Origin of the sequence: Ferrimonas sediminicola, from assembly GCF_005116715.1 — a bacterium.
Lineage (GTDB): Bacteria > Pseudomonadota > Gammaproteobacteria > Enterobacterales > Shewanellaceae > Ferrimonas > Ferrimonas sediminicola.
Genome location: NZ_SWCI01000003.1, coordinates 42,735 through 69,261, shown reverse-complemented (window position 1 = coordinate 69,261; position 26,527 = coordinate 42,735). Strand labels below are relative to the sequence as shown.

The window sequence follows — 26,527 nt, the reverse complement described above, 5'->3', positions numbered from 1 at the left end:
TATTAGGCGGCGACCAAAGTCGCCGTTTCTTTAGAAAGTACGTCCAATATTGAAGGAGAATACTTCACTGTCATCCCCTTCGTACTCCTTCAGCGGCTTGGCCAGACTGAACACCATGGGGCCCATGGGGGACAGCCACTGCACCGACAAACCGGCGGAGGCGCGGATACGGCTCGGATCGGAGTAGTCCTGAATCTTGTCAAACTCAGGCTGAGGCAACGTCCGGTAGCTGTCGTAGGCGAACTCGGTATCCCATACGTTACCGGCGTCGACAAAGAAGCTGGTGCGCACGGAGTTCTTGTAGGACTCATCCAGGAAGGGAGTCGGTACGATCAGCTCGGCACTCAGGGTGGCGATGGCATTACCACCGATGGAGCGTCCACTGTTGACCGCTACGGTATCAGGATCCCCTGGCAAATTACAGCCTCCGAAGTTTCCGCCTGGCTGCGGGATACAGGGAGTGCCGTCACCGGTCAGGTAGAAGGCGCGCGGGCCAACGGAGTTGGTCTTGAAGCCGCGCAGCACGGTGGAACCGCCGGCGTAGAAGTTTTCCCAGAAGGGCAGGATGTTGTCCTGTCCCTGGTAGTCACCGTAGCCGTTACCGTAGCCCACCTTACCCCGGGTCAGGAACACCCAGTCGTGAGTACGGTTCAGCGGGAAGTAGAAGCTGGTGTCGAAGCTCACCTTGAAGTACTGGATGTCGGAGCCCGGAACCGTCATCTTGCCATACAGCTTCTGGTTATTACCGGAAGTGGGGAAGGTGCCGCGGTTCAGGGTGCTGCGGGTCCAGTTGGCGTTCAGCTCAAAGTTGTCGAATGCCAGGGTACTGCTGGAGTCGGTGGGATCGCCATAGATCTGATAGAACTTCAGCACCTGCTGGTAGGGCGACACCTCCGACAGCTCGTTGTGGCGGTAGAACAGGCCCAGGCCCAGACGATTGTATTCGTTGACCGGCCAGGAGAGATCCACCCCGGCGCCGTAGGAGTTGTTCTTATAGGACTCCAGGTAGTACTCGTCGGCATCAAACTCGGACCAGTAGATATTGACCCCGGCGCTCACCCCATCCTTGGTGAAGTAGGGATCGCGATAGGTGGCGTTGACACTCTTCTGGTAGGTGTTGTTGTTCAGGTTGATGGCCACGTTGTTGCCGGTGCCGAGGAAGTTGCTCTGAGACACGCCCAGTTGCAGGCTCAGCTTACTCTCGGTGCCATAGCCGACGCCGAAGTTGAAGGACCCTGAGGGCTGCTCCTTCACCTTGTAGTTGACGTCCACCAGGTCATCACTGCCCGGCACCGGGGTGGTTTCCACCTCGACGGTTTCGAAGAAGCCCAAGCGGTTGAGACGCTCCTTGGACAGCTCTACGGAGCGGCTGTTGAGCCAGGCCCCCTCCAACTGACGCATCTCCCGGCGCAAGACCTCATCCTTGGTGACGGTGTTGCCGGAGAAGCCCACGGAACGCACGTAGATCCGCTTGCCCGGATTGACGTTGATGTTCAGGGAGACCTCGTTGGTCTCATCGTCCACCTCGGGATAGGTGGTCACCTTGGGATAGGCATAGCCGTAACGCCCCAGGAACTTGCCAATCAGCTCCTCGGTGAAGGTCACCTCGCCGCCGTTGTACATCTCGCCGGACTCGATGGGAAGCAGCGCCTTCATCAGCGCCTCCTTGCCCAGCAGCTCGCCGGTGAGGTTCACCTCCTTGATGGTATACTGCTCACCTTCGTCGACGTTGACGGTCACGTAGAGGCCGGTCTTGTCCGGGGTCATGGCCACCTGGGTGGACTCAACCTTGAACTTCAGGTAGCCCCGGTCGTTATAGTAGGAGGTCAGGGTTTCCAGATCCCCTTCCAGCTTCTGCTTCTGATAGCGACGGTCACCGAAGAAGTCCCACCAGGCCACGTAGTCGGTCAGTTCAAACAGGCCGATCAGCTCATCATCGGGGAACACGGTGTTGCCCACGATGTTGATCTGGTGGATGTCGGCGGCATCCCCTTCGGTGAACTTCAGCTTCAGCTCCACCCGGTTGCGCGGCAGGGTGATCACCTGTGCCTGAACCTTGGCGTTGTATTTGCCGACGCTGTAGTAGAAATCCTGCAGGCTGCTCTCGATCTCGGTCAGGATGGTGCGATCCAGCGGCTCACCGGTCTTGATGCCGGAACCGTCCAGACTCTCCTGCAACTGCTCATCCTTGATGTCCTTGTTGCCCTCGAACACGATGTCGCTGATGGTGGGGCGCTCACGGACCTGCACCACCAGGGTGTTGCCGTCGCGGGCCACGGCGATGTCTTCAAAGTTATCGGAGGCATAGAGGGTGCGTATCGCCCGTTGCAGGCTCAGGGTATCCACCTGATCCCCCACCTTGATCGGCAGATTCAGCAACGCAGCCCCCAGAGCGACCCGCTGTAACCCCTCAACCTTAATATCGTCAACCACAAAGGCGTCAAAACTCGCAGCCTGCCCCTGTGCCGAAATGGCCGCACCGATGAACACCATCGATGCCATGATTTTATTCAGTCTCATAGACGAAGATTCTTATTATTCCTTGGGCTTACAGTCGTGCTACGTCATTGACGATAGCGATAATCATCAGCATCAGGACCAAGGCGGAACCGACGCGATACCCCACATCCTGAATCCGTTCAGGCACCGGCTTGCCGGTAACCAGCTCCACGGCGAAGTAAAGCAGGTGGCCCCCATCCAGTACCGGCAGAGGCAATAGATTGATGATCCCCAGATTGACGCTGATCAGCGCCAGGAACCCCAGGAAGTAGACCAGACCGAATCCGGCGGTACTGCCCGCCCCCTGTGCGATGGAGATGGGACCACTTAGGTTACTCACCGCAAGGTCCCCAGTAAACAGCTTACCAATTGTTTTTAACGTCAGTTCAACCAGCTGCCAGGTGCGCTCCAGGGAGGGACCCACGGCAGAAAACGGGCCGTAGCTCAGATCCACCTGGTACGCCTTAGGCCAGGGCTCCAGGGTTGGCGAGATCCCCACCTTGCCCACCAGCCGGCCGTCATCGGAGGTCACCTCATCGGGCACCACGGACAGGATCATGCTGTTGAAGTCGCGCTGGATGGTGAACGCCATCGCTTGGCCGGGATGGGCTTCCACCAGTTCAACCAGGGCCTCCCAGTCTGAGTAGGGCTCACCGTTGACCGCCATCAGCTTGTCGCCGACGCGAATGCCTGCCTCGTAAGCGGCGCCGTCTTCGGTCACCAGGCCAAGCAGATTACTCACCTGGGGCCGCCAGGGCATCATCCCCAGGCTGACAAACAGCGGCTCCTTATCCGGCTGCACCTGCCAGTTGGACAGGTCCAGGTCGACCGTACGGGTTCGCCCCTGCTCATCCAGGGTCAAGGTCATCTGCGGGTTACCGATGTACTCCACCATCGCCAGGTTGACCGCTTCCCAGTCCACCGTTTCCCGCTGACCCACCTTGGTGATGATCGACTCCGGGGAGATGGCCGCCTCGGCGGCGATGGTGTTGGGGGCGATCTCACCCACCACCGGACGCACCGTCGGCACGCCGATGAGGAACATCAGGTAGAAGGCGAAGATGGCGAAGACAAAGTTGGCCAGGGGGCCGGCTGCGACGATGGCGATGCGCTGCCAGACGCTCTTGGCGTCAAACGCCTGCGCCTTGAGGTGTTCGGGTACATTCTCGACCCGGCCATCGAGCATCTTGACGTAGCCCCCGAGGGGAATCATCGACAAGCTGTACTCGGTGCCGTCCTTGCCAAGACGACGCAGCAGCACCTTGCCGAAGCCGATGGAGAAGCGCTCCACCTTGACGCCACAGCGGCGGGCCACCCAGAAGTGGCCAAATTCATGGACGGCGATCAGGATTCCCAGGGCAACCAGGAAAGCACCGAGACTCCAAAAAAACTGAAACATTAAGCTCCTCTGGCGATCCAGCTGTCGGCCAGCACTCTGGCCTCCCTGTCCAGCTCACCGAGAGCTGACAGGGTCATCAAGGGGCTCAGGTCTGCCCGTTCCAGACAATGGGCATTGACCCGGGCGATGTCGGTAAACCTGATACGTCCCTTCAAAAACGCGGCCACCGCCTGTTCATTGGCGGCATTGAGAACCGTGGTCGCCTCCTGGCCGGCGTTGCAGGCATCCATCGCCAGCTTCAGGCAGGGGTAACGCTGGAAATCCGGCGCTTCGAAGGTTAATTGTCCGACCTTAAAGAAATCCAAAGGTTCCACGCCACTGTGGATTCGGGCCGGATAGGAAAGGCTGTGAGCGATGGGGGTACGCATGTCGGGCCGGCCCATCTGGGCCAGTACCGATCCATCCTGATATTGCACCATGGAGTGGATGACACTCTGGGGATGAATCACCACCTGGATCTGCTCAGGGGCGGCGTTGAACAACCAGCGCGCTTCGATGTACTCCAGCCCCTTGTTCATCATGGAGGCGGAGTCCACCGAGATCTTCTGTCCCATGCTCCAGTTCGGGTGGGCACAAGCCTCGGTCGGGGTAATGGCGTCAAAGCTGTTCAGGACTCGGGTGCGGAAAGGACCGCCGGACCCGGTCAACAGAAGGTGAGACACGCCGTTCCCCGCCAGGTCGCAGTGCCCCAGGGTATCCTGCACCTCTACCGGCAGGCTCTGGAAGAGGGCGTTGTGCTCGCTGTCCACCGGCAACAGGGTGGCACCGTGTTCACGGACCGCATCCATAAACAGCCGGCCCGAAACCACCAGGGCCTCCTTGTTGGCCAGCAGGATGCGCTTGCCTTTGCGAACCGCCGCCAGGGTGGAGTTCAGGCCGGCGGCACCGACGATGGCCGCCATCACCACATCGACACTGTCCAGCTCGGCCACCTCCACCAACGCCTGGTCACCGGCCAGCACCTGGGTGTTCACCTTGCCCTTGAGGGCGCGCTCCAGGGCCAGGGCAGCGTCGGGGTCCACCATCACCGCGTAGGCGGGAGCGAACTCCTCACACAGACTCTGCATCGCCTGCCAGTTGCCGTTGGCGGTCAGCACCTCAACGACATACTGCTCTGGGTGATGCCGCACCACATCCAGGGTACTGGTGCCGATGGAGCCGGTGGCTCCGAACAGGGCGAGTCTTTGCATGGTCAGATCCACCAGTAGAGATACAGCAGGGCAAACACCGGCATCGCCGCGGTGATGCTGTCGATGCGATCAAGGATACCACCGTGGCCCGGCAACAAGCGACCGCTGTCCTTGATGTTGGCGCTGCGTTTGAACATGCTCTCGGACAGATCGCCCAGGGCGGAGGAGAGGGCGGTCACAACCACCACCGCCAGCACAGGAATAAAACCGTTGTTGGGCAGATAGTTCCAGGCCGCCGCCGCCAGCAGGGCACACACCAGCAAGCCGCCGGCCAGACCTTCGATGGTCTTACCCGGGCTGACGTGACGGGCCAGTTTGTGCTTACCGAAGGAGCGACCGACGAAGTAGGCACCGGTATCCGCGCCCCAGACGATCAGCAGCACCGCCAGCACCAGGTAGGCACCGTAGTGGGGATCCTGCCCCTGGGCGGCGCTGCGCAGCACCAGCATGGCCACAAACGCGGGCAACAGGGTAAGCTGGCCAAACACCGCCTTGAGTACCATGGAGTGGTGCCAGAGCCGCACAGAGCGGACATAGGTGACCACCAGTCCCAGGGCGATCAGCCACCACAGCCCCCCCACCTGCAGCAGCCCCTCGGCCAGAGGGTGGAGCTCATCGCCCAACCACAACAGATCGGAGGGAACCATAAAGTAAAATGCGCCCATCAGCACGGCCATGGAGAGGGTGAAACTGGCTTGGATGAGGCGGTCCCCCGGCTGAATGAAGCTGCCCCACTCTTTGGAGGCCAATAGGATCACCAGGGCAATGGCCAAGGCGAACCCGTCCAAAGACAACAGGAAGATGGCGGCCAGTGCTGCCGGCAGCAGCAGCACGGCGGTTAAAACTCGTTGCTTAAGCAAAAAAAACCTCTTTGGGTTGAATTCTTGTTATTGAGCCGTGACCTGGGCGCTGGTCTGGCCGAAACGACGCTGTCGTCCGCAATACTCGTCGAGACAGGCCTCCAGGGCCCGTTCATCGAAATCGGGCCACAACACCGGGCTGAACACCAGTTCGGCGTAAGCCGCCTGCCACAGGATGAAGTTGCTGATTCGGTGCTCGCCCCCGGTACGCACCAGCAGATCCACCTCGGGCAGATCGGCCATGGTCAGATAGCGGCTGACGGTGCCCTCACAGATCTGCTCCAAATCCAGGTGCCCCTGCTTCACCTCCTCGGCCAGCCGCCGGGCCGCCTGCATCATGTCCCAACGGCCGCCGTAGTTGGCCGCCACGTTCAGCACCATGCCCTGGCAGTCGGCGGTCATCCTCTCCGCCTTGCGGATCCGCTGCTGCAGGTCCAGGCTGAAGCCGGAGACATCCCCCACCACCTTCAGGCGCACGTCGTTGCCCTTGAGCAACTTTACCTCACGGGACAGCACAGTCATAAACAGCCGCATCAATAATGCGACCTCACGCTCCGGGCGCCGCCAGTTTTCACTGGAAAACGCGAACAAGGTCAACGCCCTGATCCCGTGCTTGCGGCAGACGCGTACCGCTTCGCGAACCGCCTTGACTCCGGCACGGTGACCGGCGAACCTGGGGCGCCCCTTGGACTCGGCCCAACGGCCATTACCATCCATGATGATGGCAATGTGTCTCGGCAGAGACACGGCAGGCGCCGCTGGTGAGGAATCACGACTACTGAGCATGAAGGTGTTAATCCCGGCAATAGAAAACAGAAACGCCGCGTAGTATATCCAAACGCGGCGTCGATTCGCTAGCAAACAGGGACGTTTGCTTAGATCTCCATCAGCTCGGCTTCTTTCTCAGCCAGGACGGCGTCGACGGCCTTGACGAACTTGTCGGTCAACTTCTGGATCTCGTCTTCGGCGCGGCGAGCATCATCCTCACTGATCTCCTTCTCCTTTTCCAACTCCTTGATGTGGGAGTTGGCGTCGCGACGGATGTTGCGGATGGCCACCTTGCCGTGCTCGGCTTCGGCGCGTACCACGCGAACCAGATCCTTACGGCGCTCCTCGGTCAGCGGCGGCAGGGGGATACGGATGGTGGTCCCGGCTGAGTTGGGGTTCAGGCCCAGATCGGAGGCCATGATCGCCTTCTCAACCGCCTGGATCATGGTGCGGTCGAACACGGTGACCGCCAGGGTGCGGCTGTCCTCGGTGGAGACGTTGGCCACCTGCTTCAGGGGGGTGTCGGCACCATAGTAGGAAACGGTAATGGTGTCCAGCAGGCTGGGGTGAGCCCGGCCGGTACGGACCTTGGCCATCTGAGTGCGGCAGGCATCCACACTCTTCTCCATGCGCGCTTCGGCGTCTTGCTTAATGTCGTTAATCACGGTGAACTTCCTTACGGTGTCAACTCGATGCGTCGTTAAATTTAGTTGGTGATCAGGGTGCCGTTGGCTTCGCCCATCACCGCCCGGCGCAGGGCGCCCGGCTCATTCATGTTAAAGACCAGCAAAGGCAGGTCGTGGTCCCTAGCCAGAGTAAAGGCCGACAAGTCCATGACTTTCAGCTCTTTCTCCAAAACCTCTTTGTAGGTGATTTTATCATACTTCACGGCATCCGGATTGCTAACCGGATCGTCTGAGTAAACTCCATCCACCTTGGTGCCCTTGAGGACCACGTCCGCTTCAATCTCGATGCCACGCAGGCAGCAGGCGGAGTCGGTGGTGAAGAAGGGGTTGCCGGTGCCGGCGGAGAAGATCACCACCCGCCCCTGCTTCAGCAGGCTGATCGCCTCGGCCCAGCTGTAGTTATCACAAACGCCGTTGAGGGGGATGGCCGACATCAGTCGGGCGTTCACATAGGCACGGTGCAGAGCGTCGCGCATTGCCAGGCCATTCATCACGGTGGCCAGCATGCCCATGTGATCACCCACCACCCGGTTCATGCCCGCTTTTGCCAGGCCCTCACCGCGGAACAGGTTACCACCGCCAATCACCAAACCGACCTGCACACCCAGCTCAACCAGCTCTTTGATCTCCTGAGCCATACGGTCAAGAACCTTGGGATCGATGCCGAAGCCTTCATCGCCCTGAAGGGCTTCACCACTGAGTTTTAACAAGATGCGTCGGAATGCGGGTTTTGGATTGGTGCTCATCTTTTTCTCTATCCTGAATATTAAAAGACCGCGACAGGTGGCCGCGGTCTGCATCAACTAAGCGTTGGCCTTAGGCCTTCTTGGCAGCTTCGATCTGAGCCGCTACTTCAGCAGCGAAATCTTCCTCGGCCTTCTCGATGCCTTCACCCACTTCCAGGCGTACGAAGCTGGTCACATCGGCACCCTTGTCAGCCAGCAGCTTGCCACAGGTGATGGAAGGATCCTTAACGAAGGGCTGACCTGTCAGGGAGATCTCACCGGTGAACTTCTTCATGCGGCCTTCAACCATCTTCTCGGCGATCTCCTGAGGCTTGCCGGAGTTAACGGCAATCTCTACCTGGATAGCGCGCTCTTTGGCAACCACTTCGGCGTCAACGTCTTCAGGCTTCACGAACTGAGGGTTGGAAGCTGCAACGTGCATGGCGATGTCTTTGGCCAGCTCGGCGTCGCCACCGTTCAGGGCAGCCACTACGCCGATCTTGCCGCCGTGGATGTAGGCACCCAGGTTGGCGCCTTCAACCAGAACCACGCGACGAACGGCCATGTTCTCACCGATCTTGGCAACCAGGTTGGCACGGGTCTCTTCAACGGTGATGCCGTCGAGCTCAGCGGCGTTCAGGGCCTCAACGGAGTCGATCTTGCCGGCCAGGGCGACTTCGGCAACCTTGTTGGCGAAAGCCAGGAAGCTCTCGTCACGGGCAACGAAGTCAGTTTCGCAGTTAACTTCAACCATTGCGGCCAGGCCGTCGTCGCTCTTAACGATGATCACACCTTCAGCGGCGATACGACCGGCTTTCTTGGCGGCTTTAGCCTGACCAGACTTACGCATGTTCTCGATGGCCAGCTCGATGTCACCGTTGGTCTCAACCAGGGCTTTCTTACAGTCCATCATGCCAGCGCCGGTGCGCTCGCGCAGCTCTTTTACCAGGGCAGCGGTAATTGCCATGTCCAATTCCTCTATGACTTGCGTCTTTGAATGCTTAAAAAACAGGGGCCGCAATGGGCCCCTGTTAACCAATAACCTTTTGGTTAATAAGGGGCGAGTAAACTCACGCCTTATTATGCTTATTCAGCTTCTACGAAACCGTCTTGCTCAGCCTGAACAGCCAGGTCCTGGTTGCGACCTTCGGTTACGGCTTCGGCAACAGCGCCGGTGTACAGCTGGATAGCACGGATTGCATCGTCGTTACCGGGGATAACGTAATCGATGCCGTCTGGGTTGGAGTTGGTATCAACTACGGCAACCACGGGGATGCCCAGGTTGTTGGCTTCCTTGATGGCGATGTGCTCGTGCTCGGCGTCGATCACGAAGATGGCATCAGGCAGGCCGCCCATGTTCTTGATACCGCCCAGAGACTTCTCCAGCTTAACCATTTCGCGAGTACGCATCAGCGCCTCTTTCTTGGTCAGCTTCTCGAAGGTGCCGTCTTGGCTCTGAGCTTCCAGGTCCTTCAGACGCTTGATGGACTGACGAACGGTCTTCCAGTTGGTCAGCATGCCGCCCAACCAACGGTGGTCAACGTAGAACTGATCACACTTCAGAGCAGACTCTTTGATGCTCTGACCAGCAGCGCGCTTGGTACCAACGAACAGGATCTTGCCCTTCTTGGATGCAACGTTACCCAGGAAAGCCAGGGCGTCGTTCATCATAGGAACGGTAGATTCCAGGTTGATGATGTGAACCTTGTTACGAGCGCCGAAGATGAAAGGCTTCATCTTGGGGTTCCAGTAACGGGTTTGGTGACCGAAGTGCACACCGGCCTTCAGCATGTCGCGCATAGATACAGTTGCCATGAGATTCCTCAATATATATGGGGTTAAGCCTCCACGTATCCCATGACCCGACCCCTGGAGGGCACCCCGGACCATGTGCCGATACGTGTGTGGTTTAATAAAAATTTAACGATATAATGGCGCCATTGTCCGCTTGGGAGCCCAAACCTGGTGGTCAAGGGTCCGTTCACGACTCAACAGAGCCGGCGCGCTTTATACCATACTGAGCCGAAAAGCTCAACTTGGCCGGGCACCCACAGCCAGAAATTCGATAGAAAGAGTAGACTAATGAGCATCGTTATCAAAAACCCCGAACAGATCGAAAAGATGCGTGTGGCTGGTCGACTGGCCGCCGAGGTACTTGAGATGATCGAGCCCCACGTCAAGAAGGGGGTGACCACGGAAGAACTGAACACCCTCTGCCATAACTACATCACCGAGGTGCAGCAGGCGATCCCGGCTCCACTGGATTACCACGGTTTCCCCAAGTCTACCTGCATCTCCATCAACGAGGTGGTGTGTCACGGCATCCCCTCCCACAAGAAGCTGAAAGAGGGTGACATCGTCAATATCGACATTACGGTGATCAAGGACGGCTTCCATGGTGACACCTCGAGGATGTTCATCATTGGCCAGACCCCGCCACGCAACAAGAAGCTGGTGCAGGTGGCCCAGGATGCCCTCTACGCCGCCATCCGCCAGGTGCGTCCCGGCCTGTGCATGAGCGAAATCGGCGCCATCATCCAGCCCATCGCCGAGAAGGAGGGGTTCTCCGTGGTTCGCGATTACTGCGGCCACGGCATCGGCGAGAAGTTCCACGAAGAGCCGCAGATTCTCCACTACCGCAACCGTGCCAAGCTCACCCTGCAGGCGGGGATGTGTTTTACCATCGAGCCGATGATCAACGCCGGTGACTACCGCTGCAAGCTGAACAAGAAGGATGGCTGGACCGTCACCACCAAGGATGGCCAACCCTCCGCCCAGTGGGAGCACACCCTGCTGGTCACCGAGGATGGCGTCGAGGTGCTGACCCTGCGCAGCGACGAAGAGCTGGAGAGGATCATCTCTCACGCCTGATCACCGCCCACCGACCCGCCGCCGGTGCGGCGGGTCCCCAACCAGGATCCACACCGGCATGAACGCCCTGACCCTTCCCCAGCTGAAACAACAACTCGAACAACATCGACAGCTCCAGCAACAGAAGTTTGCCGAGGGTGAAGCCATCGGTGTGCTGCTGGCAGAACGCGCCGCCTTTGTCGATCAGGCCCTGACCCGGCTGTGGCAGGCGCTCAGCCTGGGCAGCTGCCCGGTGGCGCTGATCGCCGTGGGTGGCTATGGCCGCGGCGAGCTGCATCCCAACTCCGACATCGATCTGCTGGTGCTCACCAGCGACTGCTGTACCCAAACGACCCAGGAGGCGATCGGCACCCTGCTCACCACCCTGTGGGACGCCAAGCTGGATGTGGGCCATTCGGTACGCACGGTGGAGGAGACCTTCATCCAGGCCCAGGGTGACATCACCATCGCCACCAACCTGCTGGAGTCGAGGCTGATCTGCGGCGATGGAGAGCTGTTTCGCCAGTTGCAGGGCCGGTTGGAGGACCCCGAATTCTGGCCGGTCGACCAGTTCTACCTGGCCAAGCGCGAGGAGCAGCGCGTGCGCCACGGCAAATCCTCTGCCTTCGACCTGGAGCCCAACATCAAATCCTGTCCCGGCGGCCTGAGGGACATCCAGACCATCACCTGGGTGGCGATCCGCCACTTCAATGCCGGCTGCCTGGCCGAGCTGGTCTCCCATGGTTTCCTGGCCAGGGAGGAGCTGGAGGAGCTCAACACCTGCCGCGACTTCCTGTGGCGGCTGAGGTTTGCCCTGCACCTGGCCGCTGGCCGGGCCGAGGACAAGCTGCTGTTCGACCACCAGCCCAAGGTGGCCCAGCTGCTGGGCTACACCCAGGGCACCCAATTGCCGGTGGAGCAGATGATGAAGCGCTACTACCGCACCATCCGTGCGGTGCGGGAGCTCAATCAGATGCTGCTGCAGCTGTTCAAGCGGGAGGTGCTGCCTCAGTTGGCGGTGCAGCAGCCGATGGTACCGCTGGACGATGAGTTCAACTTGATGGGGCGCTACATCACGGTGCGCCACGAGGGGGTATTCGAGGAGCCGCACAAGATCCTGACCCTGTTCCACCATGCCGCCCAGGAGGAGGAGATCGAGGCGGTGGCCGCCCCCACCCTGAGGCTGCTGCGCAACGCCCGGCGCCGGCTGAAGCTGCCCCTGAGTGACCTGCCCCAGTGTCGGGAGCAGTTTATGGCGATCCTGCGCCATCCCAGAGGGATCAAGGCGATGTCGCTGATGCACCGCCATGGCATCCTCGCCAGCTACCTCAAGGCCTGGCAACAGATCGTCGGCCAGATGCAGTTCGACCTGTTCCACGCCTACACCGTGGATGAGCACACCCACAGATTGCTGTTATTTATCGAACGATTCTCCGATCCGGCCCACAAGGAGATCTTTCCCCTCGGCTCCCTGCTGATCGACCAGTTGCCCAAGAAGGGGCTGCTGGTGTTGGCGGCGATCTTCCACGACATCGCCAAGGGACGCGGCGGTGACCACAGCGAACTGGGGGCCGCAGATGCGCTGACGTTCTGTCAGATGCACAACCTCAATGACCACGACGGCCGGCTGGTGGCCTGGCTGGTGCGCAGCCACCTGCTGATGTCGGTGACCGCCCAGCGGCGGGACATCAACGACCCCGAGGTGGTGCAGGAGTTCGCCGAAAACGTCAGCGATCTGACCCGGCTCAGCTACCTCTACTGCCTGACGGTGGCCGACATCTGCGCCACCAACGACAATCTGTGGAACAGCTGGAAGGGGTCACTGCTGAGCCAGCTCTACCACAGTACCCGCAGCATGCTGCTCGGTGGCCTGGAGAAGCCGGTAGACACCCGAGGCAAGATACGTGAGAACCAGAACAAGGTGCTGCACCAGCTGGGCAAGATGGGGCTGGAGGAGGCAGACGTCACCCCGCTGTGGCAAAGGTTCAGCGCCGACTACTTCCTGCGTTTTACCCCGGCACAGGTGAACCACCACACCCAGGCACTGCTCAACCGCCATGACGATCAGCCCCTGGTGGAGATGGTGGAGCACGAAGCCAGCGGCGGCACCGAACTGTTCGTCTACTGCCGGGACCGGGCGGGGCTGTTCGCCACCCTGATGGCGGTTTTCGATGGCAAGAACATCACGGTGCACGATGCCCAGATCTTCACCTCTAGGGATGGCTTCGCCCTGGACAGCTTTATCATCCTCGAACAGGACGGCAGCGCCATCAGCCACCCATCACGGATCAACAGCCTGCGCAACGCCATCGTCCGGGCGCTACTGGCGCCAATGCCGGCAAAAGTGAGACAGCGACCATTGCCAAGGCGGATGCGACAGTTTAAGGTTCGTACAGAGGTGAACTTCCTTCCGGCCAAGCGCAAGCAGGGGTCGATGGTGGAGATCATCACCTTGGATTCTCCCGGCCTGCTGGCCCGAATCGGTCAGGTTGTGGATCAGTGTGGCCTCATAGTGCACTCCGCTAAAATTACGACCGTGGGTGAAAAGGCTGAAGATCTCTTCTTGCTTGCCACTCCTGACGGTGCCGCCCTGACCCCAGAACAGCAGAGCCACTTCCGGGAATCCTTAACCCAAGCATTAACCACCGAATAGCAGAGGATTAATTCGATGACCGAACTGCAACAACGCATTGAAGCCGCTTTCGAACGGCGCGCCGACATCACCCCAGCCAATGCCGACGCCGCCCTGGTTCAGGACGTAAAAACCGCCCTGGATCTGCTGGATAAAGGCCAGGCCCGCGTTGCTGAGAAACAGAACGGTCAGTGGGTGGTCAACGAATGGCTGAAAAAGGCGGTGCTGCTCTCCTTCCGCCTGTTTGACAACCAGGTGATGGAGGGCGGTGAGACCCGCTACTTCGACAAGGTGCCGATGAAGTTTGCCGGCTACGACGATGCCCGCTTCCGTCAGGAGAGCATCCGCGTGGTGCCACCGGCCACCGTTCGTCAGGGCGCCTTCATCGGTCGCAACACCGTGCTGATGCCCTCCTACGTCAATATCGGCGCCTATGTCGATGAAGGCACCATGGTGGACACCTGGGCCACCGTGGGCTCCTGTGCCCAGATCGGCAAGAACGTGCACCTGTCCGGCGGCGTCGGCATCGGCGGAGTCCTGGAGCCGCTGCAGGCCAGTCCCACCATCATCGAAGACAACTGCTTCATCGGTGCCCGCTCTGAAGTGGTCGAGGGGGTCATCGTCGAAGAGGGTTCGGTGATCTCCATGGGTGTCTACCTGGGCCAGAGCACCCGGATCTACGACCGTGAGACCGGCGAGGTTCACTACGGTCGAGTGCCGGCCGGTTCCGTGGTGGTGTCCGGTACCCTGCCCTCCTCCGACGGTTCCTGCAACCTGTACGCCGCCATCATCGTCAAGAAGGTGGATGCCAAAACCCGCTCCAAGGTAGGCATCAACGAACTGCTGCGCAGCGCCGAGTAAACCGCATCAACAAAAAAAGTCCGCCTCGGCGGACTTTTTTGTTTCAGAACAGACACAATTTTCCGCTGCTTTCCCCACGAAAAAGAATCACCTTCGCCAAGGTGCCCCTCCCAGCCCTCCTGGGGACACACCCCTTTACCCTTTGTCATCACTGAAACACATCTGAGCCACCATGCTTAATTTGACGTATGCACCAAACCGCTCGGCACTCGAAAGGAGAAATGGAATGAAAACTTTGACTCTCACCGCCGCCGCCCTGGGTTTGGCTCTTGCTCTTCCGGCTCAGGCAGCCATGACATCCGCCATGGAGCAGTCGCTGATCGCCACCTGTAAGGCCTCCCTGACCAACAGCCGTCTCACCTTCAACAACACCATGAAAGTCTACCGGGTAAACCCCTACCGGGTACTGGATAAGCTGGTGTGCAATGGTGATGACGTGGCGACCTTTGCCGAAATCCATGGCGCCAACAAAGTGGCCGACCTGATTCGCGATCGCTACTACGAAGGCCAGGTCACCATTCAGGATATCGCCCTCAACGGACAACGTCTGGAGGTCTGGTTTGACTAGATTCCTGGAATGATAGGGTAGAGGAAGAGCCACCCCTGGGGTGGCTCTTCTGCGCCGCCCGGCTAGGCACGCAGCAACAGTTCCTGCATCTCTCCCCTGAGCTTCTCTGCCTGGGGACCGAACACCACTTGGACACCGTCACCGATCACCACCACCCCCTTGGCACCCAGTTGTCTGAGTCTGGACTCCCGAACTCGGGCCGCCTGGTGAACACTCACCCTGAGCCGGGTCAGACAGGCATCGAGATCGCGAATGTTCTCCCCACCACCCAGGGCGCTGAGCACCTGTTCGGCGCTGATCGCCTCCCTGGCCTCATTTGGGGTCCTCCCCGGCGTGGGCAGATTGAATCGCAGAATTACAAAGGTGAACAGGAAGTAGTAAGCCACCGCATAGAGGCTGCCCAGCACCCAGAACCAGATGCCATTCCGGGACAAGTGATAAAACAGGCTGAAATCCAACAACCCCTGGGAGAACACCAGGCCATGATGAAAGTCCACGGCGATGACCAGCACGTAAGCCAGGCCGGTCAGCAGGGCGTGTACCAGGTAGAGCAGCGGGGCCACGAACAGGAAGGCAAACTCCACCGGTTCGGTGACGCCGGTGATGGCACAGGTCAGGCCTGCGGAGAACATCACCCCGGCAGTCTGGGTCCGGTGTGCCCCGTCGGCACAGCGCCAGATGGCCAGGGCGGCCGCCGGCAACCCCCACACCTTCACCAGGTAACCACCCGCCAGGTTGCCGGCATTGGGGTCTCCCGCCAGGAAACGCCCCACCTCTCCCTGAATCAGGTACCCCGCCGGAGAGGAGAAGCTGCCCACCTCGTAGAAGAAGGGCAGATTCCAGATATGGTGCAACCCGAGGGGAATCAGCAGCCGCTCCACCAGGCCATATACTCCCCAGGCCAGCATGGGCTGCTGGTAGACCACCCAGTGGGACACCTTCTCCAGCAGCAGGGTCATCCAGGGCCACAAGCTGGCCATCAGCACCCCCAGCAGGATCGCCGCCGGTACATTGGCCAGTGGAACCAACCGCCGACCGGCAAAAAAACCCAGGAATTCAGGCAATTCTGCACGATAACAGCGGCGGTAGACCATGGCGGTCACCGCCCCGCTGAGCACCCCCCCCAGGGCGCCGGTATTGAGGGTGGCGATCCCCAGGATGGTACTGGTCTCCCAACCGTACACCTGGGCCAGCACCGACATGGTGGCCAGCATCACGCCATAGCCGATCACCGCCGAGACCGAGGCGGATCCGTCCTGATAACAGAAGGAGAGGGCAATGGCGATGGCAAACAGCAGGGGCAGCAGGCTGAAGATCACCGAGCCGGTCTGCAACAGCAGGCTTTGCACCACCTCGGGAAAGATCCCCAGAGGGCTGGTGCCCAGCCCCAGCAGCAAACCGGCTGCGGGCAACACCGCCACCGGGACCATCAGGGCCTTGCCGACCCGTTGCAAACTGCGGAACCAGCTTCTGGTCATAACCCCTCGACTACGCCTCGGCCAGCGCCTCGGAGAGTTGTACCTGCCACGACACCACCCAGGGCAGAGCCACCTGCTCCGGCTCCATGGTTTCACAGGCATCGATCTGCAGCCGCTCGCCGACGCGCACCGCGGTCAGCTCGGCCAGCAGTTCATCAAACTGGCGACCGGCACCACAGAAGGTCTCCCCATAACTGGAGTCCCCCAGGGCAATGACGCCGTAACGGAGTTTGGGTAACAGGGGAAACTGCTCCTTCAGGGAGAGAAATAGTGGGAACAGGTTATCGGGAAGATCGCCACAGCCGGTAGTGGAGGTGATCACCAGCCAGGCATCACTGCCCTCCGCCAGCAGCTCCTGCGCGCTCTGTGCCTCGCTGACGGCAACCTGATGACCGTGATCTCGCAGAGCCTGGCACACCTGCTCCGCCGTGAACTCGGCTCCACCGTACACCGAGCCCACCAAAATGCTTATCCGGGCCATCGTTCTACATCCTGTTAATGACTTGATAAAATCCCAATTCCACCTTACTGTAAGGACCGAAAAGGCGCAACAAGTGCGCCCCCGGAGGCAGGATGCAGTATCGTCAGCGAGTCCGCCGTACTCACCATCGGATCCACATCAAGCGGCAACGCGTCCGCCGGCTGACCTATTTTACCCAGACCCACAGCGAACGCCTGTCGCCCCTGCCTCAATCCTCTCCCTGGGGCTCCAGAAGAAGATAGTCCTCCTGCGCCACCGGCCAATCAAACTCCTCAAACAGAGTCAACCATTCAGGTTCCAGTTGCGTCTCCAGCTCGATACGCTGTCCGGTCACCGGGTGATCGAAACAGAGCGCCTTGGCCAGCAGCCACAGGCGCTGAACCCCGAAGTGATCCCGGTAAAACTTGTTGTGACGGCCATCGCCATGGCTGGTGTCACCGATAATGGGATGGCGCAGGTGTGCCATATGCCGACGCAACTGGTGCTTACGACCGGTCAGGGGCTTCAGCGCCACCAGGGTATAGCGGCAGCTGTCATAACGTCCCACCGGATAGGGGAGCTCCACCCGCTGCAGGGGACGGTACTGGGTCCGCGCTTCTTGAGGCGCCTTATCAGCATCGGCCTGGGCATCGGCGATCTTATCCAGCTCCTCCTTAAGGGGATAATCCAGCTCTCCGGGCTCGTTGAGGTAGCCCCGCACCAGAGCCAGATACTCCTTATGGATGCCCCGCTCGGCAAACTGGGGCTGCATGACCCGGGCGATCTCCGCCGATTTGCCAAACAGCAGAATGCCGGAAGTGGGCCTGTCCAGGCGGTGGAGAGGGTAGACATGGCAACCGATCTGATCCCGAACCATCTGCATGGCGAATTCGGTCTCTCCCCTTGCCAACCAGCTGCGGTGCACCAACAATCCCGAGGGCTTATGAACCGCGACGAGCTGATCGTCTTCATACAAAATAGTGATCATGAGCTTATGCCGAACTAGGTAGTTGGAATCCGCTCGATATTGAGCGGCGGTCAAAGGTATCAGATTTCGGCGGCAGGGGGCCACCGTTAGTGCCCAGGCTCTCTCCCTGGTTCCCATCATGGTTGGTCGGCCGGACTCAGTCACAGCCCCAGGGACCACGGCCTGGTTTCAACTCTCCTTTACGGTCGCGTCGACGGGCGGACCCCAAATTAGAGCAATTACTCTATTTCTTGGTAAAAACTTGATTTAAGACAAGAAACGCTCCCCATGACAGGCGTATTTTAAATATGGAATCATCATCATCGATTTGTATCTTATGGATAACACTATCTGGATTATTGTATCCCGAGGAGTCACCCAACCACTTATCGACCAACACTTTTAAATTAACAATATCATGCCAGGCAAGCACAGCTCACCTGTTGAGTTTTGTCAGCAAGTCATGAAAAACAGGAGAAACTGATAATTCAGAGCGTCGCTCTGGACAAGTTTCTTGCGTCAAAAAATTCTTAAACAAACCCGCTTAGATAATGAATAAAGTGGAGAAATAAATTATGGGTTTCTTCTATGAAGTGCCTGGATTAATGGGCTGGGCCATCGGCCTGGGCGTCCTGATTGCGCTAATGGCCCTCAATGAATTCGGCCGAACCACCATGTGGGGTGGGCTGCTGCTCTATCTTATTCTGCCCATCGCCCTGACCATCTACGTCTGGCCCACCACCGCCGCACCAGGCAATGAGTATGGCACGGGCAACTGGTTCAACTGGGTGAAAACATACTCGGCCCTGGCCGGTTGCCTTGGCTTCATGGCCATACGTTATATACCCAGTCTGGCAAAAAACCGCTACGCTCTGGCGTTTCCAGCATTCATTCTGGCACTGAATATATTTGAAGCCTGCCTGAGAGACTTCCAGGTCTACAGTTATGGCGCCTGGGATGGGCAGATCATTGATAACCTATGGCTGATGTCTGGACCCTGGAATATCATGAATGGTATCGCCGGCTTACTAAATATCATCACCATCTGTGGCTGGACTGGCATTATTATTTCCAAAGAGAGTTCAAAAGACATGATCTGGCCTGACATGATCTGGCCCTGGATTATCGCCTATGACATCTGGAATTTTGCCTACACATACAATTGCATTACCGATCATTCCTTCTATTGCGGCGTCATTCTGCTCCTGTCCTGCACCATTCCCGCCTTCTTTATTAAGAAGGGTGCCTGGTTACAGCACCGCGCCGCCACGCTGGCTCTGTGGATCATGTTCGTCATGTCCGTGCCCTCGTTTGCCGATCGCATTGCACCGGTACCGGCCACCCGGGACCCCGACGCCTTCTTTGCCGCCAGCTTTGTCGCGCTGCTGGCCAACGTCGCTCTGGCAGTCTACCAGTTCAAGAAGATACGTAAGCACAAGCTGCACCCGCTGAAGGATGAACTCTTCTCAGACACCGCCCCCTACAAGCTGGTGATGGCACAGAACCGGTAATCTCGCCCCCTAAGGTCAGCCAGCGCCGAACGGGCTTCCCGTTCGGCGCTGGTCTCATTCAGGTGGCCATGACCCTTCGCTACCTCGGACCGCTGAGTAATCCATCGAGGTGAGTGATCGCCTCAACCAGCTCAGGCAGGTCATCGCCGAACATCTCCTGAGCCATCGGTGCCACAGACACCCGGGTTGGCAGAGGTTGCCCCTGATCGAGCATCCCCTGCAGTTTGGGCAGGTAGATAAACTGCAGCCACTGCTGCAGTGACAGGGTATCAATGGCGAAGGGCTGAGTGCTGGCCAACGCCTCGGGCGATACCGGCATCGTCTGCCACAACCCGGCCTCCTTCAGAGTCCGCTTCAATCGCTGTAACCCCAACTCGACGTCCCTCTCTCGGCTCATCTCTCACTCCCAGTAATCAAATGGGGCGGAATCATACCATCCCACCCCCCTTGGCCCTATAATAGCGCGCTCAAACGCATAACCCTCGTGCCCGATCCCAGAGAGAGCTCATGGACAACATCACCACTTTGCACCAGTTCCTCCAGGCCGCAGGCGTCCAGTACCAGGTGTTCGACCTGGGGCGCCGGGTCGTCCCCCTGGATCCCATCGAATTTGCCCAGGTGGAAGCCACCCACAGCCCCTACCCCTACCCACGTGGCGGGCACGCCTGGCTTGGAGTGCTGTTCTGGAATCCGGCACTGTCCCAGGACCATTACATCTGGTTCATTAAGCTGCCGCTGGATGAGCGCGGCCTGCTCAATCCGGCTGCCCGCAGTCAGTTCCTGCAGACCGTGGTGGATGCCCTGGGTGGAGACCCCACCGCTCCGATGACCGAAACGCAGCAACAGAAGCTGAAGAGCAACCCCTTTATCTTCCAGCCCAGCCAGGACAAGCTGGCGGTGTTTCACGCCCGCGTCAATGCCCAGCTGGCACGTCCCGCCTCCATCTATTACGAGCACTGCCAGAGCTACCTCAAGGGCCAGTTGGGTTGGGATAACTGGCAGCAGTTGGGCCTGCAGGGCCTGGCGGACAACCTGGCGCGCATCACCCAGACTCAACGGCAACAGGAGATGCCGGAAGCCATCGGCCAGATGCCTCCCGAGCCGCTGGCGGCGTTCGCATCGGTCGCTGAACACTTTCCCTGCTCCCCCGAGATGGCGCAAGCCTGGCTGTCCCTGATGGACAACGGCGACAACGATGCCATCAACCAGATGGCCCTGCGCGGACTGGCCGGCACGGAGCAGTGGCTGCCCCGAGCGATCGAGCTTGCCCTGCCGCAAGCATCGGCCGACACCCTGGTGGTGATCGCCGCCCGCTGTTGGTCAGCCCTGGCTACCCCCACCCTGCTGAAAGCCTATCTGACCCAGCTGGCAAAACTGGATAAAACTCTGTTCGTGGCCCTTTACTCCGATCTGGTTTCCATGCCAACGTTACGGCAACGGGTTTTGGGTGTCTTGAGGGATCCTGAGCGGGAACCGGCCCTGGCGGAAGCGATCGGCCACCTCATGCGCAACGTAAAGGCATAACGGGATGTTGAATCTAACCGATCTTATTCTTGGACTGGTGGTGTGCGGCATCGCCGCCATCTTCTGGCAGCTTAGGCAAATTTCTGAAATTGCAGAATTTCACGCCAAGAGAGTCTGTCAAAAGCGTCGACTGCAGTGGATCAGTACCGCCCGGGTCCAGGCTCGCCTGGGCTTCATTGCCGGTCAGGGACTGGGGTGGAACACCCGCTATCAGTGTGAGTTTTCCACCGACGGCATGAACCGGCTGTACGCGGTGCTGGTGATGAACGGCAGGAAACTGAAGGATGTCGAGATGCCGCTCTACCCGGAGCCTGAGTGGCAGGAGGCTCCCGAAAGCAAAGGTCGGATCGGTGGATGTGGCGGCGGAGGAGCCCCGACCTCCAACTGCTCCAGCGGCGGTTGCTCCAGCGGGTGCAAATAGCTGCCCGCCAGTCAGGAGACGCACGGCAGCTCCGGTTTATCAGGGGAGCAGACTGGGGGCCGAAAAATAGAACGGGGCGCACCGAGTGCGCCCCTAGATATTACACGCTAAGCAATCCCGCTATAATTCGTGCTCCCTGCACCATCCTTGCGTACTCTTCGCTTCCTGCGGCCTTCCCTGTGCTGATCCTTCAGCATCCCTGTACATGACTGTACTGTTTTCCTTAACACGATAACATCCTGTTATCGAACGCGTCTCCATCCTGGAGGTGTCCCGTACCGTCCCTGGGATTCTGCAATCCTGGCAGAGTGGCTTCCCGTTCATGTCTCACCATCCTAGTGATGTCTGTCCGGGTTGCCTAAACCGTCTTCTCGATGGCAACTCCCTGTCACGCATCTCCAAGCCGATTCAGAAGCCTGTTCCCTTGGCACACTTCAAAGTCTACTCAGATCACAGAAACAAACAAGATAGGGGGCCAAATCAATGCAAGGCGAATTATTCACCAGTCAACCAAGTTGCCAAAGCACTTATCTATTACAATCAATTGGTTGAGTTTTGATAACACATCAGGACGCCCCCTGAGACCCACCATTTTCCTACAGGCTTGTAAGAGATCTCGCACAAAATCCATCAAGGTGTTTGCGCGATCCCCTCCCCCCTGGCCGCATCGAAGTACATTAATTGGCCGGTCACATCCCCCAGAGCCACCTTTTCCATCGCCCTAAACCCCTTGCGAAGGAACAACTTCTCATGCTGCGGCTGAGAGACGAAAACCGCCAATCCCTGGGAGTCACTCTCGGAGAGCAGTTGCAGCAGCGAACTGAGCACCTGGCCTCCGATCCCCTGCTGCTGATGCTGAGGATGAACCGCAATCAGTTGCAGCAGCCAGTAATCATCACCGGGCAGCATCCTCTTCAGCTCATCTTCCCGCTCCATCCAGTGGCGGGTCGGGCTCCAACCGGTTCCCAGGGCCATCTTCAGCCGCCAGTACCAGTAACGGCTCTCGCCCTGGGGGTAGTCCTTGTCGACGATGCAGGCCACGGCCACCAGCACATCAGTCTGATAGAAACCCACCAGTTTCTGTTTGTGTTGCCACAGCTCGGCCAGCTCCTCTCTCAAAGCGGCTCTCAGCTTCTGGCCATACCCCTGGCGGCCAAAGGCCTGTTGAAAGAACAGGTCATCATGGTAGGCGTTATACAGTAACGAAGCGGCGACCCGCAGCTCTTCCGCTGTCAGGTAACTGGCCTCAATCTCGGCGTGTTGCCCTAGGCCCATCTCTTCTCTCCTGCGTTCAACTCTCTCTACACTCACCTTGATAACACAAGATCTTTTCCCAGTGTACCCCGCCCCGCGCTAAAACCGCCCACCGGGTCCGGGCTTTGAGACTACACTCAAGAGGTTTGAATCGATGGAGAGGATGCAGCAATGGACACCACCAAAGCCAATCTGAACACCCTGTTCGAGCAACTGGGCATGGCCAGTGACCCAGTTTCCATCTCCCACTTTATCCAGGGCTACCATCTGGACGCCGATACCCCTATTGAGGCGGCGGGTTTCTGGAGCCAGGCCCAGGCGGATTTCCTCAAGGAGGGCCGTTGCAGTGACGGCGAATGGAGCGAAATCATCGATCAACTGGACACCCTGCTTCACAAGAACTGACCCCTAAGAAAAAACGCCGGCGATGCCGACGTTCCTTTGCACATAGCCTGGGGCAGGCATCAGATGGCGTTGGTGTACGCCTTGCTGCCCCAGCCCACGACCTTGCCCCCCTCGAAGACCACCGGCGTGCACTCGTCCTTGGAGGTCTTGCCGTCCCCCTTGGTGCGGTGAGTCCTATAAAACAGCACCTGTACGCTCTTCTCATCGTCACGGTAAAACTCGTTGAACTCGGCGGTACCCATCAGGGCGACAACCTGATCAACGCTCATCCCCGGGCTCAACTGAGACAACTTCTCGCGATTGTGCTTCTCCACCTCCTCCCAGCTACTGCGGCTGTCGCCATCCCAGCTGTCTCCCTCCCAGCCGTCGCCACCCACGGCGACAACACATCCAGACAGGCTGAGGATCAGGGCAGCGGCAGCGGGCAGCATCAATTGGGTCTTCATTCTGGTTTCTCCTTGGCAAAAATCGATAACGCACCAAGGCCTGCAAGAGGTTTGCCACAAGTTAAATTAGTTAAAAATCAAATGCTTATATATATTGCTTGTGTTAAAATCAGCAAATACGCCACACTGTTGGTAAATCTCACTACTTTTTACCACCATGAACCAAGATATCCTGCTGGCCCTGGCCAAGCTTCACCATCAGGGACACGAGGTGACCCTGGCCCGCCTCAAGGGGGCCGCCACCGGCCGCCACCCAATGCCCGCCCTGATCCAGGCGATAAAAGCCTACCAGGCGGACCCACAGGCGGTGCTGGCCCAACTGCCACTGCCGGAAACGCCACCCAGCCCCGCCCCTCAGCAAGAGGACCGCCTGGCACAACTGGAGCGCCAGGTTGCCCTGCTCAGTGCCAGGCTGGAGGCCCTCGAGGCCAAACTCCGCTAACCTCCTGCCAACTCTCAGGGCGCGAAGCCGATCCTTGCCCCGGTCGTCCCGACCGCTATAATGCCGCCCTGATGATTTTGGAGCCGCCTATGTATCTGGTCGAACTTCGCTTTGAGTGCTTTGCCGACACCACCCTGTCCCAGGTGGAGTATGCCATCAACCAGTTGGTGGAGGCGTGGCGGGCCAATGGCCAGATTCTTGGGAAAGAGTTTCCGGTGATGCAGCACGACGCCGAGTTCCGGCTGCGGGCCCTGTGTCCCGAAGAGGAGAGCCTGCACCCCAGGTTTCACTCCGCCTGGGTGCAGCGGCGCCTCGACCTGCTGGCAGAGGCCAAGCTGACCCGCCCCCGCCTCAAAGTCCTGGGACGCGACATCAACAGTGAGGCCAGCTCTCCGGTGCTGCCCAGCAACTGGCAGCTACTCTACACCACCTATGTACACACCTGCTCACCCCTGCGGGATGGCGAAACCATGATGCCGGTGCCCCTGTACCGGTTGCCCGCCACCTTCAACGGCGATCACAAGGCGCTGATCAAGTGGCAGAGCGAGTGGCAGGCGTGCGACGAGCTGCAGATGGCCGGCAGCGGTGCGGTCGAGTTTGCCGCCCTGGATGAAATCACCCGCATCGACAGCGCCCTGTTTCGCCGCGGCTGGGATCTGCGCGGCCGCATCGAGCACCTTACCCAGGTGCCCACCTACTACTACCTGTACCGGGTCGGCGGCGGCTCCCTCGCCGAGGAGAAGGCGCGCCCCTGTCCCCGCTGCGGCAACAGCGAGTGGTATCTTGGAGAGTCCATTCACGACCTGTTCCACTTCGTCTGCCACGATTGCCGCCTGGTCTCCAACCTCTCCTGGGACCTGATCTAGCCCCCTTAGACTAAAGTCGGTAGGCAACTCTGCCCAGGGTCTGCATACTCAAACATCGGCCCTGTTCCGGGCCGCCATCCTCAGAGCTTTCGGCACCGCCGAAGCCCAAGCCGTATCAGGGCAGGTCGTCTCCGCCGTGCCGGGGCTCGCAACCGCGAAGGAGACGCACCATGATCTACCAAAAACCCGGCACCCCGGGCGCCCTGTTCAGCTTTAAACCCCGTTACCAGAACTACATCGGCGGCCAGTGGGTCGAACCGGTGGCAGGGCAGTACTTCGACAACACCAGCCCGGTGGACGGCTCCACCATCTGCGAGATCCCCCGCTCGGCTGCGGCTGACATTGAGCTGGCCCTGGACGCCGCCCACCGGGCGCAGCCGGTGTGGGGGGCGACCGCCGCCGCCGAGCGGGCCAACCTGCTGCTGAAGATCGCCGATCGCATCGAAGCCCACAGCGAAACCCTGGCCCTGGTGGAGACCTGGGACAACGGCAAACCGATCCGTGAAACCCTGGCCGCCGACCTGCCCCTGTGTGTGGACCACTTCCGCTACTTTGCCGGGGCTCTGCGCGCCCAGGAGGGCTCCATCGGCCAACTGGACAGCACCACCTGCGCCTATCACTTCCATGAGCCCATCGGCGTGGTAGGGCAGATTATCCCCTGGAACTTCCCGCTGCTGATGGCCGCCTGGAAGCTGGCTCCGGCCCTGGCCGCCGGTTGCTGCGTGGTGCTCAAACCCGCCGAGCAGACCCCAGCCAGCATCCTGGTGTTGTTGGAGACCATCGGCGACCTGCTGCCGCCCGGGGTGGTAAACGTGGTCAACGGCTATGGCGAGGAAGCGGGCCAGGCCCTGGCCAGCTCCAAACGGATCCGCAAGCTGGCCTTTACCGGCTCCACCCAGGTGGGACGCCACATCATGCACCAGGGGGCGGACAACCTGATCCCGGTGACCCTGGAACTGGGGGGCAAGTCCCCCAACCTCTATTTCGAGGACATCATGGAGCAGGAGGACGCGTTCATCGACAAGTGTGTCGAGGGGCTGCTGCTAGGCTTCTTTAACCAGGGCGAGGTGTGTACCTGCCCCTCCCGTGCGCTGGTGCAGGAGTCCATCTACGACCGCTTCATCGAGCGGGTGCTGGCGCGGGCTAAAGAGATCAGGCAGGGTAACCCCCTGGACACCGACACCCAGGTGGGCGCCCAGGCCTCCCAGGAGCAGTTCGACAAGATCATGAGCTACATGAAGGTGGCCCGCGAGGAGGGCGCCGAGTTCCTGCTCGGCGGCGACACCTTCACCCCCGCCGACGGCAACGGCGGCTTCTATGTGCAGCCAACCCTGATCAAGGGCCACAACGAGATGCGGGTGTTCCAGGAGGAGATCTTCGGTCCCACCCTGGGGATCACCACCTTCAAGGATGAAGCCGAAGCGATCGCCATCGCCAATGACACCAGCTACGGCCTGGGGGCGGGGGTATGGACCATGAACCAGAACCTGGCCATGCGCATGGGGCGTGCCATCGAAGCCGGCCGGGTGTGGGTCAACTGCTACCATCTCTACCCCGCCCACGCCGCCTTCGGCGGCTATAAGCAGTCGGGCATGGGCCGGGAGACCCACAAGGCCGCCCTGTCCAACTATCAGCAGACCAAGAACCTGCTGGTGAGCTACGATCCCAACCCGCTGGGATTCTTCTGACTGTGCTTGTTCTGAACGCCAGCAAAA

At 59.6% G+C, this 26,527-nt stretch carries 26 protein-coding genes; 11 read left to right on the top strand and 15 right to left on the bottom strand.

Translation table 11 applies throughout. The annotated features are described in order from the left end of the window. Nucleotides 1-30 precede the first annotated feature (30 nt). The 9 genes from bamA to rpsB form a co-directional block, all read right to left on the bottom strand. A complete protein-coding gene (bamA, locus tag FCL40_RS06210; protein WP_136852302.1) occupies nt 31-2,520 on the bottom strand; it encodes an outer membrane protein assembly factor BamA in 2,490 nt (829 codons plus the stop codon). A 28-nt stretch (nt 2,521-2,548) separates the two neighbouring features. Further along, a complete protein-coding gene (gene rseP / locus FCL40_RS06205; RefSeq protein WP_136852301.1) occupies nt 2,549-3,898 on the bottom strand; it encodes a sigma E protease regulator RseP in 1,350 nt (449 codons plus the stop codon). Continuing rightward, a complete protein-coding gene (ispC, locus tag FCL40_RS06200; protein WP_136852300.1) occupies nt 3,898-5,088 on the bottom strand; it encodes a 1-deoxy-D-xylulose-5-phosphate reductoisomerase in 1,191 nt (396 codons plus the stop codon). The genes rseP and ispC overlap by 1 nt, the downstream gene beginning before the upstream one ends. A gap of 2 nt (nt 5,089-5,090) precedes the next feature. Further along, nucleotides 5,091-5,948, bottom strand: coding sequence for a phosphatidate cytidylyltransferase (locus FCL40_RS06195; protein ID WP_136852299.1), 858 nt, complete (start codon nt 5,946-5,948; stop codon nt 5,091-5,093). A gap of 27 nt (nt 5,949-5,975) precedes the next feature. Then, nucleotides 5,976-6,734 carry a polyprenyl diphosphate synthase gene (gene uppS, locus FCL40_RS06190; RefSeq protein ID WP_136852298.1) on the bottom strand — a complete coding sequence of 253 codons (759 nt, stop codon included), beginning with the start codon at nt 6,732-6,734 and terminating at the stop codon, nt 5,976-5,978. 89 nt (nt 6,735-6,823) lie between these two features. Further along, entirely contained in the window at nt 6,824-7,381 is a 558-nt protein-coding gene (gene frr / locus FCL40_RS06185) for a ribosome recycling factor (RefSeq protein ID WP_136852297.1), read from the bottom strand. A gap of 41 nt (nt 7,382-7,422) precedes the next feature. Beyond that, the gene (gene pyrH, locus FCL40_RS06180; protein WP_136852296.1) at nt 7,423-8,148 is read right to left on the bottom strand and encodes a UMP kinase; all 726 of its coding nucleotides are present in this window, start codon (nt 8,146-8,148) and stop codon (nt 7,423-7,425) included. Nucleotides 8,149-8,218: 70 nt separating this feature from the next. Beyond that, nucleotides 8,219-9,094 carry a translation elongation factor Ts gene (gene tsf, locus FCL40_RS06175; RefSeq protein ID WP_136852295.1) on the bottom strand — a complete coding sequence of 292 codons (876 nt, stop codon included), beginning with the start codon at nt 9,092-9,094 and terminating at the stop codon, nt 8,219-8,221. A 119-nt stretch (nt 9,095-9,213) separates the two neighbouring features. Next, nucleotides 9,214-9,942 (bottom strand): 30S ribosomal protein S2, encoded by a 729-nt coding sequence (rpsB, locus tag FCL40_RS06170; RefSeq protein ID WP_136852294.1) that lies wholly within the window; start codon nt 9,940-9,942, stop codon nt 9,214-9,216. Nucleotides 9,943-10,209: 267 nt separating this feature from the next. Here rpsB and map point away from each other — a divergent pair, with 267 nt between their 5' ends. The 4 genes from map (at nt 10,210) to FCL40_RS06150 (ending at nt 15,038) form a co-directional block, all read left to right on the top strand. Further along, entirely contained in the window at nt 10,210-10,998 is a 789-nt protein-coding gene (map, locus tag FCL40_RS06165) for a type I methionyl aminopeptidase (RefSeq protein WP_136852293.1), read from the top strand. A gap of 58 nt (nt 10,999-11,056) precedes the next feature. After that, complete coding sequence (gene glnD, locus FCL40_RS06160; protein WP_136852292.1) at nt 11,057-13,630, top strand: [protein-PII] uridylyltransferase; 2,574 nt, start codon at nt 11,057-11,059, stop codon at nt 13,628-13,630. A 15-nt stretch (nt 13,631-13,645) separates the two neighbouring features. Next, nucleotides 13,646-14,470 carry a 2,3,4,5-tetrahydropyridine-2,6-dicarboxylate N-succinyltransferase gene (dapD, locus tag FCL40_RS06155; protein ID WP_136852291.1) on the top strand — a complete coding sequence of 275 codons (825 nt, stop codon included), beginning with the start codon at nt 13,646-13,648 and terminating at the stop codon, nt 14,468-14,470. Nucleotides 14,471-14,696: 226 nt separating this feature from the next. Next, a complete protein-coding gene (locus FCL40_RS06150; RefSeq protein ID WP_136852290.1) occupies nt 14,697-15,038 on the top strand; it encodes a DUF3718 domain-containing protein in 342 nt (113 codons plus the stop codon). Between the two features lie 62 nt (nt 15,039-15,100). Here FCL40_RS06150 and FCL40_RS06145 read toward each other — a convergent pair whose 3' ends face one another. The 3 genes from FCL40_RS06145 to truC all read right to left on the bottom strand — a co-directional run bounded on the left by FCL40_RS06145 (nt 15,101) and on the right by truC (nt 17,964). Further along, nucleotides 15,101-16,516 carry a PTS transporter subunit EIIC gene (locus FCL40_RS06145; protein WP_136852289.1) on the bottom strand — a complete coding sequence of 472 codons (1,416 nt, stop codon included), beginning with the start codon at nt 16,514-16,516 and terminating at the stop codon, nt 15,101-15,103. Nucleotides 16,517-16,526: 10 nt separating this feature from the next. Then, nucleotides 16,527-16,997 (bottom strand): flavodoxin, encoded by a 471-nt coding sequence (locus FCL40_RS06140; protein ID WP_136852288.1) that lies wholly within the window; start codon nt 16,995-16,997, stop codon nt 16,527-16,529. 208 nt (nt 16,998-17,205) lie between these two features. Next, on the bottom strand, nt 17,206-17,964 hold the full coding sequence (truC, locus tag FCL40_RS06135) for a tRNA pseudouridine(65) synthase TruC (protein ID WP_136852287.1): 759 nt from the start codon (nt 17,962-17,964) through the stop codon (nt 17,206-17,208). A 554-nt stretch (nt 17,965-18,518) separates the two neighbouring features. On the opposite strand from truC, the gene FCL40_RS06130 reads away from it, so the two are divergent. Next, complete coding sequence (locus tag FCL40_RS06130; RefSeq protein WP_136852286.1) at nt 18,519-19,454, top strand: DUF5692 family protein; 936 nt, start codon at nt 18,519-18,521, stop codon at nt 19,452-19,454. A gap of 79 nt (nt 19,455-19,533) precedes the next feature. On the opposite strand, the gene FCL40_RS06125 is transcribed toward FCL40_RS06130, so the two are convergent. After that, nucleotides 19,534-19,851, bottom strand: coding sequence for a YqcC family protein (locus FCL40_RS06125; RefSeq protein WP_136852285.1), 318 nt, complete (start codon nt 19,849-19,851; stop codon nt 19,534-19,536). 110 nt (nt 19,852-19,961) lie between these two features. On the opposite strand from FCL40_RS06125, the gene FCL40_RS06120 reads away from it, so the two are divergent. Together FCL40_RS06120 and FCL40_RS06115 are read left to right on the top strand one after the other, a co-directional pair. Beyond that, nucleotides 19,962-20,978, top strand: coding sequence for a DUF3549 family protein (locus FCL40_RS06120; RefSeq protein WP_136852284.1), 1,017 nt, complete (start codon nt 19,962-19,964; stop codon nt 20,976-20,978). Between the two features lie 4 nt (nt 20,979-20,982). After that, entirely contained in the window at nt 20,983-21,399 is a 417-nt protein-coding gene (locus FCL40_RS06115) for a DUF3301 domain-containing protein (protein WP_136852283.1), read from the top strand. A 630-nt stretch (nt 21,400-22,029) separates the two neighbouring features. Here the strand turns inward: FCL40_RS06115 and FCL40_RS06110 are convergent. Beyond that, nucleotides 22,030-22,674 carry a GNAT family N-acetyltransferase gene (locus tag FCL40_RS06110; protein WP_136852282.1) on the bottom strand — a complete coding sequence of 215 codons (645 nt, stop codon included), beginning with the start codon at nt 22,672-22,674 and terminating at the stop codon, nt 22,030-22,032. A 150-nt stretch (nt 22,675-22,824) separates the two neighbouring features. On the opposite strand from FCL40_RS06110, the gene FCL40_RS06105 reads away from it, so the two are divergent. Continuing rightward, nucleotides 22,825-23,058 (top strand): DUF2789 family protein, encoded by a 234-nt coding sequence (locus FCL40_RS06105; RefSeq protein WP_136852281.1) that lies wholly within the window; start codon nt 22,825-22,827, stop codon nt 23,056-23,058. Nucleotides 23,059-23,117: 59 nt separating this feature from the next. Here the strand turns inward: FCL40_RS06105 and FCL40_RS06100 are convergent, their stop codons facing one another. Then, on the bottom strand, nt 23,118-23,504 hold the full coding sequence (locus tag FCL40_RS06100; RefSeq protein ID WP_136852280.1) for a DUF3192 domain-containing protein: 387 nt from the start codon (nt 23,502-23,504) through the stop codon (nt 23,118-23,120). Between the two features lie 157 nt (nt 23,505-23,661). Between FCL40_RS06100 and FCL40_RS06095 the strand changes: the two genes are divergently transcribed. The 3 genes from FCL40_RS06095 to exaC all read left to right on the top strand — a co-directional run bounded on the left by FCL40_RS06095 (nt 23,662) and on the right by exaC (nt 26,500). Then, on the top strand, nt 23,662-23,946 hold the full coding sequence (locus FCL40_RS06095) for a hypothetical protein (RefSeq protein WP_136852279.1): 285 nt from the start codon (nt 23,662-23,664) through the stop codon (nt 23,944-23,946). A gap of 89 nt (nt 23,947-24,035) precedes the next feature. Further along, nucleotides 24,036-24,812, top strand: coding sequence for a Zn-ribbon-containing protein (locus FCL40_RS06090; RefSeq protein ID WP_136852278.1), 777 nt, complete (start codon nt 24,036-24,038; stop codon nt 24,810-24,812). A 170-nt stretch (nt 24,813-24,982) separates the two neighbouring features. After that, complete coding sequence (gene exaC, locus FCL40_RS06085) at nt 24,983-26,500, top strand: acetaldehyde dehydrogenase ExaC (RefSeq protein WP_136852277.1); 1,518 nt, start codon at nt 24,983-24,985, stop codon at nt 26,498-26,500. Nucleotides 26,501-26,527 lie beyond the last annotated feature (27 nt).

Bases quoted from the DNA above. Each gene is read 5' to 3' on its own strand.
- bamA (WP_136852302.1), bottom strand. From the start codon at position 2,520: ATGAGACTGAATAAAATCATGGCATCGATGGTGTTCATCGGTGCGGCC.
- rseP (WP_136852301.1), bottom strand. From the start codon at position 3,898: ATGTTTCAGTTTTTTTGGAGTCTCGGTGCTTTCCTGGTTGCCCTGGGA.
- ispC (WP_136852300.1), bottom strand. From the start codon at position 5,088: ATGCAAAGACTCGCCCTGTTCGGAGCCACCGGCTCCATCGGCACCAGT.
- uppS (WP_136852298.1), bottom strand. From the start codon at position 6,734: ATGCTCAGTAGTCGTGATTCCTCACCAGCGGCGCCTGCCGTGTCTCTG.
- pyrH (WP_136852296.1), bottom strand. From the start codon at position 8,148: ATGAGCACCAATCCAAAACCCGCATTCCGACGCATCTTGTTAAAACTC.
- tsf (WP_136852295.1), bottom strand. From the start codon at position 9,094: ATGGCAATTACCGCTGCCCTGGTAAAAGAGCTGCGCGAGCGCACCGGC.
- rpsB (WP_136852294.1), bottom strand. From the start codon at position 9,942: ATGGCAACTGTATCTATGCGCGACATGCTGAAGGCCGGTGTGCACTTC.
- map (WP_136852293.1), top strand. From the start codon at position 10,210: ATGAGCATCGTTATCAAAAACCCCGAACAGATCGAAAAGATGCGTGTG.
- glnD (WP_136852292.1), top strand. From the start codon at position 11,057: ATGAACGCCCTGACCCTTCCCCAGCTGAAACAACAACTCGAACAACAT.
- dapD (WP_136852291.1), top strand. From the start codon at position 13,646: ATGACCGAACTGCAACAACGCATTGAAGCCGCTTTCGAACGGCGCGCC.
- FCL40_RS06150 (WP_136852290.1), top strand. From the start codon at position 14,697: ATGAAAACTTTGACTCTCACCGCCGCCGCCCTGGGTTTGGCTCTTGCT.
- FCL40_RS06145 (WP_136852289.1), bottom strand. From the start codon at position 16,516: ATGACCAGAAGCTGGTTCCGCAGTTTGCAACGGGTCGGCAAGGCCCTG.
- FCL40_RS06140 (WP_136852288.1), bottom strand. From the start codon at position 16,997: ATGGCCCGGATAAGCATTTTGGTGGGCTCGGTGTACGGTGGAGCCGAG.
- truC (WP_136852287.1), bottom strand. From the start codon at position 17,964: ATGATCACTATTTTGTATGAAGACGATCAGCTCGTCGCGGTTCATAAG.
- FCL40_RS06130 (WP_136852286.1), top strand. From the start codon at position 18,519: ATGGGTTTCTTCTATGAAGTGCCTGGATTAATGGGCTGGGCCATCGGC.
- FCL40_RS06125 (WP_136852285.1), bottom strand. From the start codon at position 19,851: ATGAGCCGAGAGAGGGACGTCGAGTTGGGGTTACAGCGATTGAAGCGG.
- FCL40_RS06120 (WP_136852284.1), top strand. From the start codon at position 19,962: ATGGACAACATCACCACTTTGCACCAGTTCCTCCAGGCCGCAGGCGTC.
- FCL40_RS06115 (WP_136852283.1), top strand. From the start codon at position 20,983: ATGTTGAATCTAACCGATCTTATTCTTGGACTGGTGGTGTGCGGCATC.
- FCL40_RS06110 (WP_136852282.1), bottom strand. From the start codon at position 22,674: ATGGGCCTAGGGCAACACGCCGAGATTGAGGCCAGTTACCTGACAGCG.
- FCL40_RS06105 (WP_136852281.1), top strand. From the start codon at position 22,825: ATGGACACCACCAAAGCCAATCTGAACACCCTGTTCGAGCAACTGGGC.
- FCL40_RS06100 (WP_136852280.1), bottom strand. From the start codon at position 23,504: ATGAAGACCCAATTGATGCTGCCCGCTGCCGCTGCCCTGATCCTCAGC.
- FCL40_RS06095 (WP_136852279.1), top strand. From the start codon at position 23,662: ATGAACCAAGATATCCTGCTGGCCCTGGCCAAGCTTCACCATCAGGGA.
- FCL40_RS06090 (WP_136852278.1), top strand. From the start codon at position 24,036: ATGTATCTGGTCGAACTTCGCTTTGAGTGCTTTGCCGACACCACCCTG.
- exaC (WP_136852277.1), top strand. From the start codon at position 24,983: ATGATCTACCAAAAACCCGGCACCCCGGGCGCCCTGTTCAGCTTTAAA.